The sequence below is a fragment of the Ralstonia sp. AU12-08 genome (assembly GCF_000442475.1).
Taxonomy (GTDB): domain Bacteria; phylum Pseudomonadota; class Gammaproteobacteria; order Burkholderiales; family Burkholderiaceae; genus Ralstonia; species Ralstonia insidiosa.
In genome coordinates this window covers 204139-222076 of the sequence record NZ_ASZV01000047.1, presented here as the reverse complement: position 1 = coordinate 222076, position 17938 = coordinate 204139, and the positions used below count along the sequence as shown (strand labels likewise).

Below are 17938 nucleotides of genomic sequence, written 5' to 3'. Positions count from 1 at the left end.
TGCAGGAGACAGACATGGCGGCCAAGCCCATTCCCGAGGGTTATCACAGCGTCACCCCGTACCTGAGCATCAAAGGCGCCGCACGCGCGCTCGATTTCTACAAGCAGGCCTTCGGTGCCACCGAACTGCTTCGCATGGATGGCCCCAACGGCACCATCGCGCACGCTGAAATCCGCATTGGCGACTCCCCCATCATGTTGTCGGACGAAGCCCCCAACATGGTTTGTGCCAGCCCCGACACGCTGCAGGCCACATCCGTCGGGCTGATGATCTACGTGCCCAACGTCGATGCCGTGTTTGCCAACGCGCTCAAGGCCGGCGGCACGGAAGTCCGCCCCGTGGTGGACCAGTTCTATGGCGACCGCTCCGGCACGCTCAAAGACCCGTTCGGCCACGTATGGACCGTGTCCACCCACGTGGAAGATGTGTCGCCCGAAGAGATGAATCGGCGCATGGAAAAGTGGACGAAGGAGCAGGCCGGCGCATCGGCGTGAGCCGGCGAGCTCCAACGAAAAAGCGCGGACCGTGATCCGCGCTTTTTCTTGGTCGGCGTGGGTCGCCTAACGCGGCACGCAGGTCACCTGCACGTTGTTCACATCATTGGTGGCCGTGCCGCTGGCGTTGGTCACTGTGCAGTTGGCCGACGCCGGCTGCGTGCTGATCGTCACCAGATAGCTGCCGTTGAACGGCACCAGCCCGCCGAACACGAACCTGCCGTTTGCCGCAACGGTCAGGCTGTCGCGGCCGTTGTTGAGCAGCACGATCGACTGGCCGCCCGGCAACCCGCTCAGCGTGCCGCCAATCGAAAAGTTGCTGCCGAAGTCACTGACAAAGCTCGCGTTGCAGGCGGCCAGCAGCCCGCACAACGCGGCCATGGGAAGCATGCGGATCATCTTGATCGGCAGACGCGTCATGGCAGCTCCTTGGGATCAGTCTTCGTCGATGTCGACTTCGAGCGCGCGCGGTGCAGCCAGCGGACGCGGCGCAAAGCCGTGGTTGAGCGGGCCGGCCCCGCGCCCCAATGCCAGGTGACGCCCCGCGCCGATGGCGTGCAGCAAGTAGTCGAGCGCAGCCTCGATGGCGGCTTCCAGCGCGTCGCCACGCGCGAGGTGCGCGGCAATGGCGGCAGACAACGTGCAACCCGTGCCGTGCGTGTGCGGCGTGTCGATATAGGTGTGCGCGTAGACGCGCTCGGTGCCATCGGCGGTGACGAGCACGTCTTGCAGCACGCCGTCTTCACCGGCGGTCGCCACATCGGCCAGGTGCCCGCCTTTGAGCAGCACCGCACGCGGGCCCAGCGCCAGCAGATCGCGCGCGGCGGGCAGCATGTCGTCTGCGGTGCGGATGTCGCGGCCGAGCAGCGCGCTGGCTTCCGGCAGGTTGGGTGTCACCACCAGCGCGCGCGGGAACAGCCATTTCGCCATGGCCTGCACGGTGGCATCGGTGCCGAGCTGCGCGCCGCTGGTGCTGACCATGACCGGATCGACGACGAGATTGGCGATCGGGTGGCGGTCCAGCGCCGAGAGGATGGCTTCCACCACCTGCGGTGTGCCCAGCATGCCGGTCTTGGCGGCGTCCACGCCGATGTCGCCTGCCACGGCATCGATCTGCGCGGCCACGATGTCCGGTGTGAGCGCTTCCACCGCCGTCACGCCCAGCGTGTTCTGCGCGGTGATGGCCGTGATGGCCGACATGCCGTAGCAGCCGAGGGCCGCAAACGTCTTCAGGTCGGCCTGGATACCGGCCCCGCCGCCGCAGTCCGAACCGGCGATGGTGAGCACGCGCGGCACGTGCGAGGCGGGAGCGGCAAACGCAGCGAGGGTCGGGTCGGTGATTGTCATGGCGGGGGACGTGTGCAAGCGGCGTTGGGGGTTGCTCGCACTATAGCGCCATCGCAGCCGGATCGGCGTGCGTGGTGCTGCGCACCATGACCGAGGCCTCAGCAGGTGGCGATGACGCTTCGGAAGCCGGAATCGTGTCTCGGAGCGTCAGTGCCGGCTCTTGGAGAGTCAGCTGCGGGTCTCGGAGAGCCGCCAGTAGTTTCCAGAGAGTCGGCATCCGTTCCTAAGGAGCCAGCGCCGGTTTCCAGGGAGTCAGCATCAACTCTGAAGGCGCCAGTGCCGGTTGCCAGGGAGCCGGCATCAGCTCCTAACAAGCCAGCGCTGGTTTCCGGGGAGTCGGCACCGGCACCTGGAGCGTTCGCGTCGGGACTTGCTGTCCGGCGCGGGTGCATTCAATCCATCAGGTCGGTGTAGTCGGCGGCGGCAAAGCGCTGGGCACGTACCCACGGTGCAGCGGCCGGGGCGGGCAGCGCCGTCACGCGCGTGAGCTTGCGCTGCGAGCCGCTGGCGTTGCGCGATTCCACGCGGCGCGGATACTGGCCGGCCACATCCCATTCCACCGTGACGGTGCGCTCGCCCTGGGTCGAGCGGTAGGTCTGCACGCCGTTGCGCACGGGACCCTCGGCACGCATGCCCTTGAGCGCGGCCGGGTCGAGCAGGTGGTAGGCCGTGGCCCACGAACCGTCGAAGCCGATGTTGGAATACTCGGCGGGCAGCACGTTGTAGTTCTTCTGCTGCGATTCGCTCACCACGCGCACGGTTAGTGCGCCCTTGGCGTCGCGTTCGATCCAGCGCGGGGCGGTGTCGGTGTCGGCGTGCTTGTGGCCGGCGTGGGTGTTGGTGGCGTCATGCTCGGCGTGGGCAGAGGCCGGCGGCAGTTCACGCGCGATCCACACGCGGTCGCCCTGGCGGTAGACGCGCTCGGCAAAGCGCATGTCGCGCTGGATGCCGTCGGTGCCGAGCGATGACAGTTGGTGTTCAACACGTAGCGCGGTGAGTGGCACGGATGCGGCCGGGCCGGCGGCCTGTGCGGTAGCGGCGAGCGCGCTGAGTACAGTGAGTGCGAACGAAAACAGAAGGCGGGCAGATCGGGTCATACGAATGCGAAGTCGGGAAAGCCAAAACGAAAAAAGCGCATGCCGATTGCCTCGGCATGCGCGTCAATGGAAACGCCAGGATCAGAGGCCCATGGCCGTCTTGACCACGCCGAACACTTTCGTGTTGTCCAGCGTGCCCTTCAGCGGTGCGCTGCCCGGACCAGAGGAGAACAGCATCACATCCCCGCCGCCGTGCGTTTCCGAACCAGGCGTGCCGAGCTGCACGCCCACTTCCTGCAAGTAGTCATCCGCCGTCGTGTCGACCCCGGCCACGTTGTCACGCGTGGCCTTGCGCGGCGTGCCGCCGTTGCCGAACACCAGCGTGGTGTACGGCAGGCCATCGGCGGCCAGTTGCGGCTGACCGGTCTTGATGTCGTTCGACACACCCAGGATCGGGTTGCCCTTGCGGGGGTAACCGTTGATCGTCATCGTGTGGTCGTGGTCGGCCGTGACGACGATCAGCGTGTTTTGCAGATCGGCAATCGACAGGGCGCGCTTGATCGCTTCGTCAAACGCACCGGCATCTTCCAGCGCGCGCTTGGCGTTGGTGCCATGCAGTGCGTGGTCGATACGGCCGCCTTCCACCATCAGGAAGTAGCCCTTGCCGTTCTTCTGCAGCACGCGGATGGCCTTCTCGGTCATGTCCGCCAGGCTGGGCTCGTCCACATTGTTCTTCTTGCGGTCCAGCTCGTAGTTCATGTGGTCGAGGTTGAACAGGCCGAGCAGCTTGGTGGTGCTGGCCGGGTCGACCGCCGCCAACTGCGTGCCGGTGCTCACGTACTTGTAGTTGGCTGCCGTGAACTGGCCGATCAGGTCGGTGGTGTCCGTGCGCTTGCTGCCGGTGGTGCCCTGCGGCAGGTAGTGGCGACGGCCACCGCCCAGCAGCACGTCCAGCCCGTCCTTCAGCGCGGCGTTGTACAGCGCGTTGGTCGGTGTGCCTTGCGCGGCGATCTGATTCTCGCCATCGCGGTGGCAGATATGCGAGTACGTGGCAGCCGGCGTGGCGTGCGTGACGCGCGTGGTGGTGACCGCGCCCACCGACTTGCCGGCGGCCTTGGCCAGTTCCAGCAGCGTGGTGGCGGGCGTGCCGTTGCCTGCGGGGCAGGTGCTGTCAGAGCCGGTCACATAGCCCTTGCCGGCGGGGTCGCTGGCCTTGGTGTCCTGCGACATGGAGATGACTTCGTTGTTCATCTTCACGCCGGTCATGTAAGCCGACATCGACGGGGCGCTGTCAGTGGTCTGCGCATCGTTGGAGTACGTCTTGATGCGCGCCGTGCGCTTGAGCGTTTCCATCGTCAGCTTGCCGCTCTCGCCCACCTTGTAGATGCGCGTGGCGGTGACGGTGGTCGGGCCCATGCCGTCGCCCAGGAAGAAGATCACGTTCTTGGCTTCACCAGCGGCGTGCGCTTGGGCACAGGCGCCGGCGGCCAGCGCCAACAGGCTCGCGCGAATGATGCGGTTCGATTGCTTGTTCATGATTTGCCCGCTCCCTCTTACAGACCCACGGCCTGCTTGATGAGGCCGAAGACCTCGGTGTTGTCCATCGTGCCGGTAAAGCGCTCGGCGCCCAGGCCGCGTGCGCCGATGAAGACATCGGTGCCGCCGTGCGTTTCGCCGCCCGGCGCGACTGGGATCACTGCTTCCTGGTGGTACGTCGGGGCGTAGACGTCAGCGTCCGTCAGCGCGCCGCGGTTGGGCTTGCGGCTCTCGCCGGTACCAAAGCCGATGATGGTGAACGGCGCGCCGGTGGAGTCGACAGCGTTGGCGCCCGTCACGTAGTTCTTCAGCAGGCCGAGCACGCCAGGGTTGGCGTCGCTGCTCGGGCCCGTGCGCTTGGCGTAGCCGTTGAGCACCAGCGTGTGGTCGTGGTCAGCCGTCACGACGATCAGCGTGTTCTTCAGGCCCGGGTCGATCGTGTTGAGCTTGTCGATCGCACCGCGAATGGCCGAGTCGAACGCCACCGTGTCCTGCAGTGCCTTGCGGGCGGTGGTTTCGTGCAGCGCGTGGTCGATACGGCCGCCTTCCACCATCAGGAAGAAGCCCTTCTTCTTGGCGGCGAGCACGTCGATGGCCTTGTTGGTCATCTCGCCCAGGCTCGGCTCATCAGCCGGGTTGCGGTCCAGGTCGTACGACATGTGGCTGCTGGTGAACAGGCCAACGACCTTCTTGCTGCTGGCCGACAGCGCGTCGAACTGTGCACGCGTGCCGGCATAGCTGTAGCCGGCTTTCTGCAGGTCGACCGTGAGGTCGCGGCCGTCGGTGCGCACGCCGCCCTTGGTTTTGTCCGACAGGAAGTGCTTGCGGCCGCCGCCGAAGATCACGTCCACGCCGTCGCCCAGCGCAGCGTTGTAGCCTGCGCCGCCCGGCGTGAGTTGCGCGGCGATGGTGTTCTCACCGTCGCGGTGGCAGATGTGCGCGTACGTGGCGGCCGGCGTGGCGTGCGTGATGCGCGTGGTGGTGACCACGCCCGTGCCGTAGCCTGCGGCCTTCATCAGTTCGAGCAGCGTGGTGACGGGCTTGCCGTTGCCGCTCGGGCAGGTGCTGTCGGCGCCCGACAGGTAGTCCTTGCCGCCCGCGTCATAGGCGCTGGTGTCCGGCGACATGGAGATGACCTCGTTGTTCATCTTCACGCCGGTCATGTAGGCCGACATCGACGGCGCCGAGTCGGTCACCTGCGCGTTGTTCGAGAAGGTGCGCACGAAGCCGGTTTCCGGCAGCGTGTCCATGGTCAGCTCGCCGTCTTCGCCCACCTTGTAGATGCGCGCGGCGGTCATGGTGGTCAGGCCCATGCCGTCGCCCAGGAAGAACACGACGTTCTTGGTCGGTCCGGTGGACGGGGTGGTCGGCTTGCCATCAGGCTCGGCGCTGCCGGTGGTGGATGTGCCATCACTGCCGCATGCCGTCATGGCAATGGCGGCCGCCATGGCGGCGGCGTATTTCGTGAATTTATGGTTGTGCATCGTTGGCTCCCTGAACGATGCCCCTCACTCTGGTGCCCGCGTGTTGCAGGTCTGTGATGCGAGTGCGCCGCTTCCTAACCCGATCGCAAGGTTCAAATATGACAACGCATTGACACCGCCAGATGGAGCGGGCTATGGCCTTGCGCTTGCCTGAGCGGTGGACCCATCACTCCACGCTACGATGCTTGCTATCGCTTGCACCTGCGTATGCCCATGCTCACTCGCCAATTCGTCAGCCATGTCACGCTACGGCGCGACACCATCACCACCTTCGACGCCTATCCGTTCAACCTGCCCGCCGTGCGTGCGCTCGACACGCTGGCGCTGCACCCGAAGATGACCTTCCTGGTGGGCGAGAACGGCTCGGGCAAATCGACCCTGATGGAAGCGATGGCCGTGGCGATGGGGTTCAACGCCGAGGGCGGCTCGCGCAACTTCAACTTCAGCACGCACGCCTCGCACTCGGAGCTGCACAACCACCTGCGCATCGCCAAGGGCTTCCGCAAGCCGCGCACCGAGTTCTTCCTGCGCGCCGAGAGCTTCTTCAACGTGGCGACCAACATCCAGCGCATGGATGAGGAACCCGGCCCAGGTGGGAGCGTGATTGCATCCTACGGCGGCAAATCCCTGCACGCGCAATCGCACGGCGAGTCGTTCATGGCGCTACTGATGCATCGCTTTGGCGGCAATGGCCTGTATCTGCTCGACGAACCTGAGGCCGCGCTCTCGCCGCAGCGGCAGTTGGCGGTGCTGGCGCGTATGCACGCGCTGGTGCGGCAGGAAAGCCAGTTCATTATCGCCACGCATTCGCCCATTCTGATGGCGTATCCCGACGCCTATATCTATCAGTGCGATGGTGATGGCATCCGGCGTATTGCCTATGAGGAAACCGAGCACTTTCAGGTGACGCGGGATTTTCTGGCGCATCCGCAGCGGATGTTGAACATGCTGTTGGATCACTGAAGCGCGCATCTTCAATGATTGGCGTTTGTGTTGATTCAGTAACGTGGCGCCGATTTTGGCCGTGGATAATGCAGCCGAGGCCCGGCCACCCAATGCGCCGGCGGCGATTGAGCACCGCAATTGAACGCGAAGCGATGAAACTGAACAGAATGCGATGGATGTTGGCCAGCCTCATGGCGGCCTTGGGCGTGATGGTTGTCGCCGGATGCGCGCAACAACCCGTAGCGTTGGACAAGCGCGCGGATTCCGCACAACTCGGCACGCAGTGGGGTGAAGGGATTGAATCGCGCCTGCAAACGGTGGATCTCCGGCGTGTGAGCAGCGAGCCGGTGACTCAGCACACGCTGTCGTACTCGGAGGCCAGCGGAGAAGGCCGAGCCGTCCGCGAAATCATGCTCGCCAAAGGCCGGATCGGATTGACCGTGCTTCGTGACGGGAACGAGCCCTGGTCGATTTACCAGGATGGCACGAACGGTCACCTGAAAGGGAAGAAGGGTGAGCGCTATGTGCTGCAGTATCAGAATTACTCGAAGCAGACCATCTACGAAATCGTCACGACAGTGGATGGGCTGGACGTGATGAACGGCCGGGCGGGCAGCATCCGAAACAATGGCTATGTTCTGAAGCCGGGTGAAACCCTCCAGGTGGAAGGATTCCGCAAGAGCCGGAAGGAAGTGGCAGCGTTCCGGTTTGCTGAGGTGGACGACGCCTACGCGGCCAACAGCAAGAACGGGGCGGCCAGCAATGTTGGCGTCATCGGTACCGCCGTGTTTGAGCTGTACGACCCGAACAAGAAGAACAAGCCGTCGCCGGCAGAGGGCCCGAATGCATTCCCGGGCGATGACAAATCGGGCGACGATCATCGCTTTGCCAGCCCACCCGAGTACAGGAAAGGCTGATCGCCTCACGGGGCCGTCGTTGACGGCCAAGGTGGCGAAATCGCGACGCTGAAAGCGAGGCCGGCTCCGGGCGAAAGCCTTGACCGGCCTCGTTTTCATTTGCCGGTGGCCTCATGCATCACACGGCAAGCGCGTGCTGACCTGCCGCAGCGGGAACGAATCCGCTACAATCCAGCCCATTCCGAGGAGCGTTGCAACGGCCCAGCACAGTCTGGCCGCCAGGCTCGGAAGTTCAAACGGCGCTCGCAGTATCGTGGCTACACGATGGCGAGAACGCATCTATCCGGGGTCCAGCACATTGGCGCCCCGTCTCGGCAGTTATCTCTCCAGCGTGCGGTCACCCAAATCTTGACGGAGTGATCCAATGAACGCTGTGACCGATCTGAAGAACGACTACCTCGTCGCCGACATCAAGCTGGCCGACTGGGGCCGCAAAGAAATCGCCATTGCCGAGACCGAGATGCCCGGCCTGATGGCGATCCGCGACGAGTTTGCCGCCAGCCAGCCGCTCAAGGGCGCGCGCATTGCCGGCTCGCTGCACATGACCATCCAGACCGCCGTGCTGATCGAGACGCTCAAGGCACTGGGCGCCGACGTGCGCTGGGCCTCGTGCAACATCTTCTCGACGCAGGACCACGCGGCCGCCGCGATTGCCGTGTCGGGTACCCCGGTGTTTGCGTACAAGGGCGAGTCGCTTAAGGAATACTGGGACTTCACGCACCGCATCTTCGAATGGGCCGACGGCGGCACGCCCAACATGATCCTGGACGACGGCGGCGACGCGACGGTGCTGCTGCACCTGGGCGCCAAGGCTGAGAAGGACGCTTCCGTCATCTCCAAGCCGACCAGTGAAGAAGAGACGTACCTGTTCGCGGCCATCAAGGACAAGCTGACCAAGGACGCGACCTTCTACAGCCGTAACCTCGACGCCATCAAGGGCGTGACCGAAGAAACCACCACGGGCGTGCACCGCCTGTACCAGATGGCCCAGCGCGGTGAACTGCGCTTCCCGGCCATCAACGTGAACGACTCGGTCACCAAGAGCAAGTTCGACAACCTGTACGGCTGCCGTGAATCGCTGGTGGACGGTATCAAGCGCGCGACCGACGTGATGATCGCCGGCAAGGTGGCCATCGTGGCCGGCTACGGCGACGTGGGCAAGGGTTCTGCACAGGCACTGCGTGCGCTGTCCGCCCAAGTGTGGGTGACGGAAATCGACCCGATCTGCGCACTGCAGGCCGCCATGGAAGGCTACCGCGTGGTCACCATGGACTACGCTGCCGAGCACGGCGACATCTTCGTGACCTGCACGGGCAACTACCACGTCATCACGCATGACCACATGGCCAAGATGAAGGACCAGGCCATCGTCTGCAACATCGGCCACTTCGACAACGAGATCGACATCGCCTCGATCGAGAAGTACCAGTGGGAAGAGATCAAGCCGCAGGTCGATCACGTGATCTTCCCGGACGGTAAGAAGATCATCATCCTGGCCAAGGGCCGCCTGGTGAACCTGGGTTGCGCCACGGGCCACCCGTCGTACGTGATGAGCAGCTCGTTCGCCAACCAGACCATTGCGCAGATCGAGCTGTGGACGGAAGCGGTCAAGGGCTCGAACAAGTACCCGGTGGGCGTGTACACGCTGCCCAAGCACCTGGACGAGAAGGTCGCGCGCCTGCAGTTGAAGAAGCTGAATGCGCAGCTGACCGAGTTGACGGATCAGCAAGCCGCGTACATTGGCGTGAGCAAGCAAGGTCCGTACAAGGCTGACCACTACCGCTACTAAGCTGTACCCGCCGGCGGCACCCCGCCGCCGGCATCCAACCCGAGGACTCCCCATGAGACTGCTCGCTGTCTGGGTCATCAACGCGCTGGCGTTGCTGCTTGTCGCTTACCTGCTCAAAGGCATCCACGTCGCCGGTTTCACCTCCGCGCTGATCGCGGCGCTTGTGCTGGGTCTCGTCAATACGCTGATCCGTCCGATCCTGGTCATCCTCACCCTGCCGGTGACGATTCTCACGCTCGGGCTGTTCATCTTCATCATCAACGCGCTGCTGTTCATGTTTGTCGGCAACGTGCTGTCGGGCTTCCAGGTGGCCAGCTTTGGCTCGGCGCTGCTGGGCTCCGTGCTGTACAGCGTGATCTCGTGGCTGCTGTCCAGCTTGCTGCTGGGCGAGCGCCGTTAATGGGTCTTCCATGAACGATCGTCAATTCAGTTTCGAATTCTTCCCGCCCAAGACGGCGGAAGGTGCCGAGAAGCTGCGCAACACGCGTGCACAGCTCTCGCCGCTCAAGCCGCGTTTCATTTCCGTGACCTTCGGCGCGGGCGGCACCACGCAACAGGGCACGCTCGATGCCGTGGTGGAAATCCAGCGCGAAGGCATCGAGGCTGCGCCGCACCTGTCGTGTGTAGGCTCGTCGCGCGAGAGCATCCGCGCCATCCTCAACACGTATCGCGAGAACGGCATCCGCCGCATCGTCGCGCTGCGCGGCGACATGCCCTCTGGCATGGGTGAGATCGGTGAATTCCGCTTTGCCAACGAGCTGGTCGAGTTCATCCGCCAGGAAACCGGCGACGCCTTCCACATCGAGGTCGCGGCGTATCCGGAGTACCACCCGCAGGCGCGTTCGCCCAAGCACGATCTGGACAACTTCGCCCGCAAGGTGAAGGCTGGCGCAAACTCCGCCATCACGCAGTACTTCTTCAATGCGGATGCGTACTTCCAGTTTGTTGCCGACGCGCACAAGCTGGGCGTGGACGTGCCCATCGTGCCCGGCATCATGCCGATCACGAATTCGTCGCAACTGATGCGCTTTTCCGAGATGTGCGGCGCCGAGATTCCGCGCTGGGTGGCCAAGCGTCTGGAGAGCTTTGGCGATGACCGCGAATCGATCCGCGCCTTTGGCCTGGATGTGGTGACGGCGCTGTGTGATCGTCTACTGCAAGGCGGTGCACCGGGCCTGCACTTCTACACGCTCAATGCCGCCGGTTCCACGCGCGCCATCTGGCAGCGCCTCGGTCTGTAAGCAAGCGACAGAAAAAGAGAAGACAAGGAGATCGTCATGGCAGCCGCACCTGATCCGCTGGTCGCCTGGTTGCTTGACGAACTCCGGCCGCTCGCCGCGCAGATCGGCGAGATCCGCGCGCGCCGGATGTTCGGCGGTGCGGCCCTGTATTACGACGACATTGTCTTCGCGCTGGTGATCGACAGCACCTGCTACCTGCGCGTGGATGACGCCACGCGGGCGCGCTTTCTTGCGGAAAAGTCGGTGCCGTTCAGCTACGACCGTGAGGGGCGCACCATCAGCATGAAGGGGTATCTGAGCGCGCCGGCCGATGCGCTGGATGGCGGCCAGCCGCTGCGTGATTGGGCGCGCTTGGGCGTCGAAGCCGCGCTGCGCGAGGCGAACGCGAAGGCGGCCAAGCCCAAGCGTGCCGCTACAAAGACAACGGCGACCAAGAAGGTCGCCGCCAAGAAAGTCACTGCCAAGACTGCCGCCGCCAAGAAGACGGCTAAGCGCTGAACGCTCAGTACAGCGTCGTCTTCAGCCGCTCGGGCAGTTCACGGTCGTAGGCTTCTCCATCAAACGCGCCACCGCTGATGTGCTGCAGGATCCTGCCTGCGGTGGGCAGCGCGGGTTTTGTCTCCTGCGCGCCGCGTTCCCACAGCCTTGAGCGCACCACCGCCTTCGAGCAGTGGAAGTACACCGACTGCACATTCACGATGATCACGCTGCGCGGCAGCTTGCCTTGCACGGCAGATGCGGCGAGCAACTCAGGATCGGTCGAGATGGTGGCCGTGCCGTTCACGCGCAGTGTTTCCCCCGCACCCGGCACGATAAAGAGCACCGACACGCGCCCGTCTTCCACGATGTTGCGCAGGTTGTCGATACGGTTGTTGCCGGGCCGATCGGGAATCACCAGTGTGCGTTCGTCGAGGATGCGCACAAAGCCCGGCGCGTCACCCTTGGGCGAGGCATCCGTGCCCTGCTCGCCCACCGACGACAGCACGATGAACGGCGAGGCCTCCACGAACGCGCGGTAGTCCGCGTTCAGGTGGTCGATCTCTTTCAGGACGGAGCGCGGGTTCGGGGTGCCGTAGACGGCTTCGAGGTCGGCAACGGTCTTCAACGTATGGGACATAGGCGTTCCTGCGTGAGAGTTAAAAGACGCCACGCTCGGTGACGATGCAGTCGAGCGCGATGTCGTGCGATTGCGGTGCGATGGATTCCACCCGGTTCACCTCGAACGCCACGCCAATGGTGTGTGGACGGTGGCCAGCGGCGTGCAGCGCGGCGAGTGTGCGGTCGTAGAAGCCGCCACCGTAGCCGATGCGATAGCGTTGCGCATCAAAGCCCACACAAGGAATCAGCAAGGCATCGGGCGTTTCCATCTCACCCGAGCGGGGGATGGGGATGTTGTACGCGCCCGTCGCCATTTCACAATCGGGCGTCCAGCGCCGAAACTGCAAGGGCGAAAACTTGTCAGTCACCACGGGCAGCAGCGCGTGGCGCGTGGCATCCGCCGTCAACCAGTGGCCCAGCACGGTCAACGCATCGAACTCGCCCTGCGTTGGCCAGTAGGCGGCCAGGCGCTTGACGGGCAGCGTGCGCAGCAGGTCGGCCAGGTGGTGCGCCAGCGCGGCATCGTGGGCAACGCGCTCGGGCAGCGCGGCGCGCGCATCGAGCAGTATGGCGCGCAGCGTGCGGCGCGATTCGATGGGCGTGGTCGCGATTGTCGGACGTGCCGGATCGTGCGGGTTCCCTAAGGCTGGCATGGGATAATCGACGGACCTAACAGTGATTGGATGGGGTAGGAGATGGCATTGAAGGGCAAGGCAGTATATCGCGCAGTGGCGCTGGCTTTTGCAGGGGTGATCGGCATCGGCGCGGTGGGTCCGCTGAGTCCCGTTGGGGTGGCTGCACCGGCCAAGCGGCAGGCGCCGCAAGGCATTCCGGCCAATCCGGACGACGCCTTCGTCGAGTTGCGCAACGCCGCACGCCGCAACGACGTGTCGCGCAGCTGGGAGCTGGCCGACAGCCTGTCCGATTACCCGATTCAGTCGTACGTGCAGTATTTCCGCATCAAGCCGCAGCTGTTTGACGCCAGCGGCTATGCACGCACGGATGCGCCGGAAGACGAGATCCGCCCGTTCCTGCAGCGCTACCAGGGCGACGCCATTGCCGACCGTTTGCGCAACGACTGGCTGCTCGTGCTCGGCAAGAAGCGCGACTGGGCCACCTTCGATGTCGAATACCCGAAGTTTGTGCTCAAGGACGACACGCAGGTCGAGTGCTATGCCCTGCTGTCGCGCGCCATGAAAGGCCAGAACGTGGCTGCCGATGCGCGCAACACGCTGGCTGACCCGAAGGGCTATGGCGAAGGCTGCGTCGACCTGATCGGTTATCTGGCGCAGGCCAACCAGTTCACGCGGGCGGACGTGGCCTTTGCGGCGCGCCTGTCGCTGGAGCAGAACCTGGTGACGCAGGCGTCGCGCATTGCGGCGGTGCTGCCCGAGGGCGATCGCGTGGACAACGACACGCTGGCCAACGTCACCCGCATGGCGCGCAATGACCCGTCGCAGGCCACGGCGTATCTGATGGCACAGAGCGGCGGCCTCTCGCGTGAAGAGCAAGGCGCGGGCTGGGGTGTGATCGGCCAGTACGCGGCCAAGAAGCAAACGCCGGATGCGCTCGATGCTTACCGTCGCCAGTTGACGCTGGGCGGCGATGCCTGGCTGTCGGACGATTCGCAGGAATGGCGCGTACGCACCGCCCTGCGCGCGGGCGATTGGAAGATGGTGCGCCAGGCCATCGACAAGATGCGCCCCACCCTGCGCGATCGTGATCCGGCCTGGACGTATTGGTACGGCCGTGCGCTCAAGGCAGACAACCGTAACGACGACGCCAACAAGCAGTTCCAGTCGATCGCCGGGCAGTTCAACTTCTATGGCCAACTGGCACAGGAAGAACTCGGCCAGCGCATCACGGTGCCGCCAAAGACCACCGTGACCGATGCCGAGATCGATGTGATGGGCCGCAACCATCCGGGCTTCGGTCGTGCCAAGCGTCTGTATGACTTGAACCTGCGCTTCGAAGGCAACCGCGAGTGGAACTGGGAGCTGCGCAACATGAGCGACCGCGAGCTGATCGCCGCGGCGGAATACGGCCGCAAGCTCGGCCTGCTCGATCGCACCGTCAACTCGGCGGACAAGACCCGCGCCGAGCATGATTTCTCGCTGCGCTTCCCCACGCCGTTCCTCAACGTGGTGCAGCGCAACGCCGATGCTGTTGGTCTGGACATCGCCTGGGCCTACGGCCTGATCCGCCAGGAGTCGCGCTTCATCATGGACGCGCGTTCGTCGGTGGGGGCATCGGGCCTGATGCAGGTGATGCCGGAAACCGCCAAGCGCGTGGCCAAGAAGATCGGCCTGCCGGGCTTCCGCCCCTCGCAGATGAGCGACATCGATACCAACGTGCTGCTGGGCACGAGCTACCTGTCGATGATCCTGACGGATCTCGATAGCTCGATGACGTTGGCAACCGCCGGCTACAACGCCGGCCCTGGCCGCCCGAAACGCTGGCGTTCGACGCTCACGCGTCCGGTGGAGGGCGCGATCTTCGCCGAGACGATTCCCTTCAACGAGACGCGCACGTATGTGAAGAACGTGCTGTCCAACGCCACGTACTACAGCGCGCTGATGACCGGTCGCCCGCAGTCCTTGAAGGACCGCCTGGGCAAAGTCGGGCCGGAGGCGGTGACGCCGGACGACCTGCCATAAGCGACGCAATCATCATCTGCATCAAAAAAACGCCCGCAGCAATGCGGGCGTTCTGCTTTGGGGACGGGCGTGCTTGCGATCACAACGGTGCGGCGCGGAGCACATCGCACCGGTACGCCTTGGGGGCGGTCGCCTTCGGGATGTATTGTGGTGGAGCCCCCTCTGTCCCTCTCCTCCCGTCTTGGAGATGCACCATGCACACCTCCAATCTGCTCGTCTTCGGTGGTACAGGTTTCATCGGCACGCAGTTGCTCTCGCGGCTGGTGACCGAGACTTTTGCCGCGCCCGGCCTGCCCGAAGGCCGCGTGATCGTGCCCACGCGCGATGCCGAATCTGCTCGGGCGCACAACCTGACATTGCTGCCGCGCGTGGATGTGATGGATGCCGACATCTACGCCGACGACGCTCTCGACGCGCTATTCCTGGCGCTCACTGAACGCGGCGGCAAGCACTGCGCCGTCATCAACCTCGTCGGCGTGTTGCAGGACGAGCGTGCGATGCCCTACGGTCCTGCGTTCCAGCGCGTGCACGTTGACTTGCCGCGTCGCATCGTCGCCGCTTGCCGCCGGCACGGCGTAGACCGGCTGCTGCACATGAGCGCGTTGGGCGCTGATCCCGCCGGCCCGTCGATGTATCAGCGCAGCAAGGGCGATGGCGAGCGCGTGGTGATGAACAGTGAGCTGGACTGGACGGTGTTTCGCCCCTCCGTGGTGTTCGGCCCGCAGGATCACTTTCTCAACCTGTTCGCACGCATGCAGCGCATGGCGCCGTTCGTGCCGCTGGCCTGTGCCGATGCGCGCTTCCAGCCTGTCTACGTCGACGATGTGGCGGCGGCCTTCGTCAACGCGCTCGACAATGCGACCACCATCCGGCGCGCGTATCCGCTGGTCGGCCCGCGCGTCTACACGCTGGCCGAGCTGATGCGTTTTGCCGGACGCGCCAGCGGCCACCGTCGCTGGATCGTGCCGCTGCCGGAGGGCCTGGGCCGCATGCAGGCGGCGCTGTTCGAGCACTTGCCCGGCGCACCCATCTCGCGCGATAACCTGGATTCCATGCGCGTGGACAACGTCAGCATGGAGCCCGTTGCCCCGGAACTCGGCATCCACCCGCTCGGGATGGAGGCCGTGATGCTGCCTGCGCTGGCCGGATTCGGCCTGAACCCAAGGCTGAGCGCAGCGCGCGCCCGGGCGCATCGGTAGCGGGCCTGCACCGCAGCGCGCCTCGCTTGTGAGGCCACTTCACAACCGTGGCCAATCCGTTTCATTTTGTCGCGCTGCAGCGCAGGGCTAGAATGACTCGTTCGCCCCACGCTGCAGCCCCTTTCTCCATCGCCAAACACAAGAGCGTTCTGGTGCGTCGGCGTGACATACGCGAACTCCCACAATAATTGCAGTGCACTCTCCAAGGACGGGAATCATGAAACTGGTCATCGGCAACAAGAACTATTCGTCGTGGTCGCTACGCCCGTGGCTGCTGGCCAAGCAGGCCGGCATCCCGTTTGAAGAGATCCGTGTGCGCCTGGCGAGCGAGACCTTTGCCGCCGACGTGGCACGCCATTCGCCCGCTGGCCGTGTGCCCGTGCTGGTGGACGGTGACATGAACGTGTGGGATTCGCTCGCCATTTGCGAGACGTTGGCAGAGCGCTTCCCACGCGCGCAACTGTGGCCGGCGGACCCGAAGGCCCGCGCACACGCCCGCTCGATCTGCGCCGAGATGCACTCCGGCTTTGGCAACCTGCGCAACAACATGCCGATGAACGTGACGGCAGTGCTGCCCGGCATGGGCTGGAACGTGGCCGTGCAGCGCGACATCGATCGCATCGCGCAGATGTGGACCGAGCTGCGCCAGAAGTACGTCGCCGAAGGCCCGTTCCTGTTCGGCCACTTCACGGTGGCAGACGCGTTCTACGCGCCGGTGGTCAGCCGCTTTGCCACGTACGGCGTGCGCCTGCCCGAAGCCGCCAAGGCCTATGCAGACCACATTCTCAACCTGCCCGCCATGCAGGAGTGGATTGACGGCGCACGCGCTGAGAACGACTTCATCGCCGACGACGAGCCGTACCGCACCGCGCTGGATGAGGAAACGCTGGTCGCCGCCAATCAATGACGGAGCGCGCAGCACAGACTGAGGCGATCGTCGATCCAGCCACACATGGGTTGGAGGTGTATGCCGTGGGCGGCGCGATTCGTGATGCGCTGCTCGGGCTGCCCGTGCAGGATCGGGACTACGTGGTCGTTGGCGCCACGCCGGAAGACCTGGAGGCACGCGGCTTTCGCGCTGTCGGCAAGGACTTTCCGGTCTTCCTGCACCCGCGCACGCAGGCCGAGTACGCCCTGGCCCGCACCGAGCGCAAGACGGCGGCTGGCTATAAGGGCTTCTCGGTCTACTACGCGCCCGACGTCAAACTCGAAGACGACTTGATCCGCCGCGACCTGACCATCAACGCGATGGCCCAGCGCGTGGCGGAAGACGGCGCGCTGGTCGGCCCGGTCATCGACCCGTACGGCGGGCAGGCGGATCTGGCCGCGCGCACGTTCCGGCATGTGTCGGATGCGTTTGTGGAAGACCCGGTGCGCATCTTGCGCCTGGCGCGCTTTGCGGCGCGCTTTGCGGACTTCCACGTCGCGCCCGAGACCAACGCGCTGATGCAGCGCATGGTGCAGGCTGGCGAGGTGGATGCGCTGGTGCCCGAGCGCGTGTGGCAGGAAATCGCCCGCGGGCTGATGGAGGCGCACCCGCAGCGCATGTTTGCCGTGCTGCGTGACTGTGGCGCGCTGGTGCGCTTGCTGCCCGAGCTCGATCGGCTGTGGGGTGTGCCGCAGCGTGCCGACTATCACCCCGAAGTCGACACCGGCGTGCACACCATGATGGTGATCGAGACCGCCGCCGCCATGGGCGCGCCCCTGCCCGTGCGCTTTGCCGCGCTGGTGCATGACCTCGGCAAGGGCACCACGCCCGACGACATCCTGCCGCGCCACATCGGCCACGAAGAACGCAGCGTGCCGATGATCGAGGAGGTCTGCCAACGCCTGCGTGTGCCGACGGATTGCCGCGAGCTGGCATTGGTCGTCGCACGCGAGCACGGCAACATCCACCGCAGTGATGGGTTTGATGCGACGGCGCTGGTGCGCCTACTGGAGCGCTGCGATGCGCTACGCAAGCCCGAGCGGTTCCGCCTGGCGCTGCAGGCGTGCGAGGCGGATGCCCGTGGCCGGCTTGGGTTTGAGGATCGCGCCTATCCGCAAACGGAACGCCTGCTGCAGGCGTTGCAGGCTGCATCGTCCATCGATGCCGGCGCCGTTGCCAAGCGCTACGCCGACAACCCGGCGCATATCAAGCAGGCCGTGCACGTGGCGCGCATCGAGGCGGTCACGCAGGCCGGTATCTAGCGCA

The 17938-nt window shown here is 64.9% G+C and carries 18 protein-coding genes and 1 riboswitch; of the genes, 11 read left to right on the top strand and 7 right to left on the bottom strand.

The annotated features are described in order from the left end of the window. The first annotated feature begins 14 nt into the window (after window positions 1-14). Complete coding sequence (locus tag C404_RS53190; protein ID WP_021196998.1) at window positions 15-494, top strand: VOC family protein; 480 nt, start codon at window positions 15-17, stop codon at window positions 492-494. 66 nt (window positions 495-560) lie between these two features. On the opposite strand, the gene C404_RS53185 is transcribed toward C404_RS53190, so the two are convergent. The 5 genes from C404_RS53185 to C404_RS53165 form a co-directional block, all read right to left on the bottom strand. Continuing rightward, on the bottom strand, window positions 561-914 hold the full coding sequence (locus tag C404_RS53185) for a DUF4369 domain-containing protein (RefSeq protein ID WP_021196997.1): 354 nt from the start codon (window positions 912-914) through the stop codon (window positions 561-563). 15 nt (window positions 915-929) lie between these two features. Then, entirely contained in the window at window positions 930-1841 is a 912-nt protein-coding gene (gene thiD, locus C404_RS53180; protein WP_021196996.1) for a bifunctional hydroxymethylpyrimidine kinase/phosphomethylpyrimidine kinase, read from the bottom strand. A 392-nt stretch (window positions 1842-2233) separates the two neighbouring features. Beyond that, entirely contained in the window at window positions 2234-2938 is a 705-nt protein-coding gene (locus C404_RS53175; protein ID WP_021196995.1) for a hypothetical protein, read from the bottom strand. Window positions 2939-3019: 81 nt separating this feature from the next. Continuing rightward, window positions 3020-4414, bottom strand: a complete 1395-nt coding sequence (locus tag C404_RS53170) for an alkaline phosphatase (RefSeq protein ID WP_021196994.1) — start codon at window positions 4412-4414, stop codon at window positions 3020-3022. A 17-nt stretch (window positions 4415-4431) separates the two neighbouring features. Continuing rightward, a complete protein-coding gene (locus tag C404_RS53165) occupies window positions 4432-5898 on the bottom strand; it encodes an alkaline phosphatase (protein ID WP_021196993.1) in 1467 nt (488 codons plus the stop codon). A 213-nt stretch (window positions 5899-6111) separates the two neighbouring features. Here C404_RS53165 and C404_RS53160 point away from each other — a divergent pair, with 213 nt between their 5' ends. The 6 genes from C404_RS53160 to C404_RS53135 all read left to right on the top strand — a co-directional run bounded on the left by C404_RS53160 (window position 6112) and on the right by C404_RS53135 (window position 11288). Beyond that, entirely contained in the window at window positions 6112-6861 is a 750-nt protein-coding gene (locus C404_RS53160) for an AAA family ATPase (protein ID WP_031330024.1), read from the top strand. Between the two features lie 92 nt (window positions 6862-6953). Then, on the top strand, window positions 6954-7760 hold the full coding sequence (locus tag C404_RS53155; RefSeq protein WP_152524486.1) for a hypothetical protein: 807 nt from the start codon (window positions 6954-6956) through the stop codon (window positions 7758-7760). A 177-nt stretch (window positions 7761-7937) separates the two neighbouring features. Further along, a riboswitch (S-adenosyl-L-homocysteine riboswitch) is annotated at window positions 7938-8012 on the top strand. Between the two features lie 112 nt (window positions 8013-8124). Then, window positions 8125-9549: an adenosylhomocysteinase gene (gene ahcY / locus C404_RS53150; protein ID WP_021196990.1), complete on the top strand. Its 1425-nt coding sequence runs from the start codon at window positions 8125-8127 to the stop codon at window positions 9547-9549. A gap of 52 nt (window positions 9550-9601) precedes the next feature. Further along, complete coding sequence (locus tag C404_RS53145) at window positions 9602-9949, top strand: phage holin family protein (protein ID WP_021196989.1); 348 nt, start codon at window positions 9602-9604, stop codon at window positions 9947-9949. A 10-nt stretch (window positions 9950-9959) separates the two neighbouring features. After that, window positions 9960-10790 (top strand): methylenetetrahydrofolate reductase [NAD(P)H], encoded by an 831-nt coding sequence (metF, locus tag C404_RS53140; RefSeq protein WP_021196988.1) that lies wholly within the window; start codon window positions 9960-9962, stop codon window positions 10788-10790. A gap of 36 nt (window positions 10791-10826) precedes the next feature. Then, window positions 10827-11288 (top strand): TfoX/Sxy family protein, encoded by a 462-nt coding sequence (locus tag C404_RS53135; RefSeq protein ID WP_021196987.1) that lies wholly within the window; start codon window positions 10827-10829, stop codon window positions 11286-11288. A 4-nt stretch (window positions 11289-11292) separates the two neighbouring features. On the opposite strand, the gene C404_RS53130 is transcribed toward C404_RS53135, so the two are convergent. Then, window positions 11293-11907 carry a pyridoxamine 5'-phosphate oxidase family protein gene (locus C404_RS53130; RefSeq protein ID WP_021196986.1) on the bottom strand — a complete coding sequence of 205 codons (615 nt, stop codon included), beginning with the start codon at window positions 11905-11907 and terminating at the stop codon, window positions 11293-11295. Window positions 11908-11926: 19 nt separating this feature from the next. Then, window positions 11927-12541 (bottom strand): 5-formyltetrahydrofolate cyclo-ligase, encoded by a 615-nt coding sequence (locus tag C404_RS53125; protein WP_021196985.1) that lies wholly within the window; start codon window positions 12539-12541, stop codon window positions 11927-11929. A 42-nt stretch (window positions 12542-12583) separates the two neighbouring features. On the opposite strand from C404_RS53125, the gene C404_RS53120 reads away from it, so the two are divergent. The 4 genes from C404_RS53120 to C404_RS53105 all read left to right on the top strand — a co-directional run bounded on the left by C404_RS53120 (window position 12584) and on the right by C404_RS53105 (window position 17934). After that, window positions 12584-14545: a lytic transglycosylase domain-containing protein gene (locus C404_RS53120; RefSeq protein WP_031330022.1), complete on the top strand. Its 1962-nt coding sequence runs from the start codon at window positions 12584-12586 to the stop codon at window positions 14543-14545. A gap of 194 nt (window positions 14546-14739) precedes the next feature. Beyond that, on the top strand, window positions 14740-15744 hold the full coding sequence (locus tag C404_RS53115) for a complex I NDUFA9 subunit family protein (RefSeq protein WP_021196983.1): 1005 nt from the start codon (window positions 14740-14742) through the stop codon (window positions 15742-15744). 217 nt (window positions 15745-15961) lie between these two features. Beyond that, window positions 15962-16651 (top strand): glutathione S-transferase family protein, encoded by a 690-nt coding sequence (locus C404_RS53110; protein ID WP_021196982.1) that lies wholly within the window; start codon window positions 15962-15964, stop codon window positions 16649-16651. Window positions 16652-16701: 50 nt separating this feature from the next. Next, window positions 16702-17934 carry a multifunctional CCA addition/repair protein gene (locus C404_RS53105; RefSeq protein ID WP_425338176.1) on the top strand — a complete coding sequence of 411 codons (1233 nt, stop codon included), beginning with the start codon at window positions 16702-16704 and terminating at the stop codon, window positions 17932-17934. Window positions 17935-17938: the final 4 nt, after the last annotated feature.